Origin of the sequence: Micromonospora marina (genome assembly GCF_900091565.1) — a bacterium.
GTDB lineage: Bacteria > Actinomycetota > Actinomycetes > Mycobacteriales > Micromonosporaceae > Micromonospora > Micromonospora marina.
Window position 1 is genome coordinate 1 of sequence record NZ_FMCV01000070.1, and the last position, 1,330, is coordinate 1,330.

2 protein-coding genes are annotated in these 1,330 nt (G+C 65.9%); one reads left to right on the forward strand and one right to left on the reverse strand.

Annotated features, from left to right (window positions below; genetic code table 11):
- Nucleotides 1-124 precede the first annotated feature (124 nt).
- Entirely contained in the window at nt 125-349 is a 225-nt protein-coding gene (locus tag GA0070215_RS27800; RefSeq protein ID WP_091051803.1) for a hypothetical protein, read from the forward strand.
- 457 nt (nt 350-806) lie between these two features.
- Here the strand turns inward: GA0070215_RS27800 and GA0070215_RS28305 are convergent.
- Nucleotides 807-1,330, reverse strand: a 524-nt coding sequence (locus GA0070215_RS28305; protein WP_208600439.1) for a hypothetical protein, incomplete at its 5' end; no start/stop codon positions are given.

Consider the following 1,330-nt stretch of genomic DNA (forward strand, 5'->3'; position numbering starts at 1 on the left):
CCCCGTCACCGGGCCTACCCCTGTCTGCCCAGCTCACAGCCCAGATCCGCCGCCTATATCGACGCCGAGCTGCGGAACGCAGGCTAATCGACGGCACCGTCGTCCTGACAGAAAGGGAAGCCCCGTGAACCGCTCCGGCACGATCCCCATGTGGATCCTGGTCGTGGGTCTCGCGTCGCTCGTCGCGGCCCTCGTGACGGCGATGCTGAAGAATAGCCTTGGCGCGCCGGTCGCCGAAGCCGTGCTGTCCGCCGGGATGGCGTTCGGGGGCGCTTTCGGCCTGGGCCTCGGCATTCTCGGCGCACTGCAACAACCCCGGTCCAGGAGCACCCGCCGCGGGTCGAGGTGACGCAGCAGACAGCGGAGTGCCTGCGGTGATGGTCAGCTCGGTGGCCCGGGCGGGACGCCAACCTGCGCCAGCACCCGCTCCCGCACGACGCAGGGACACCGGGCACCGGCACCGGGTTCATGCCCCCGTTTACCCCCGGAAACCCGGTCCAATTAGTGACCATCAGTGACAAGCAACGACCACGGCCTGGTGGCGTTAGTGCAGCTAGGTGCAAGAATCCGACGACCAATGACAAGCCTAAGGCCGTGACTTTCGGTAAGAGGGGGGCAGGGGAGCTGTCATCCCGTCTACCACCGATCCAGGCAAGCCGAGCAGACCAGGGGTGCCAAGGTCGTTCGTCCGGTAGGGCGCTCCACCTTGTCACCCTGGCCCTGGCCCGCTCCACGGCGGGTGGGTCGGCGGCAGACAGTGGGATGGCAGCGGGTCAGGCATCGGAGACGCTGCCGGCGCATTTCCCTCAGCCAGCGCGGTCACCGGATGGAGTTGGACGCCACCGCTTTCGGAGCCGTGCGGTTTGCTGCTTGATCAAGGAGCGTATCGGGTAGGTGCGGGGCGGCTTCATGGCGTCAGCGATGCCGGTGACGACTTCAAGGGCCTTCTTTCGGTGCGCCTTTACGCGCTCGAATCCCGCCGAGTAGGTGTCGCTGTCTAGGTCGGGCTCGTCGCGCCATCGTCGGGGATCTACTTCGTAGAGGTGCACGTTGAACCCGAGCAGTTCAATGGTCAGACGTCGCCAAACTGGCGCCTTGGGGTTCAGTCGGCGGGTCCGACGCTCCAGGAGTCGGGCCTTGCTGCTGAGCTCTTCCACAGTATGGTAGGCAACCGTCGCCTCGGTGAGTTCAGGGTCAAACTCGGCATCGAGTTGCGCCGTGTCTCGGCCTTCGGCCAATGCCACGTAGCCTAAGTTGATCTTGGCGGTGGCTGGACCCGGTAGATGTGGATGGTCGGTGGCCGGTCGTGGCGGATGCTGGCCGGTTCGTC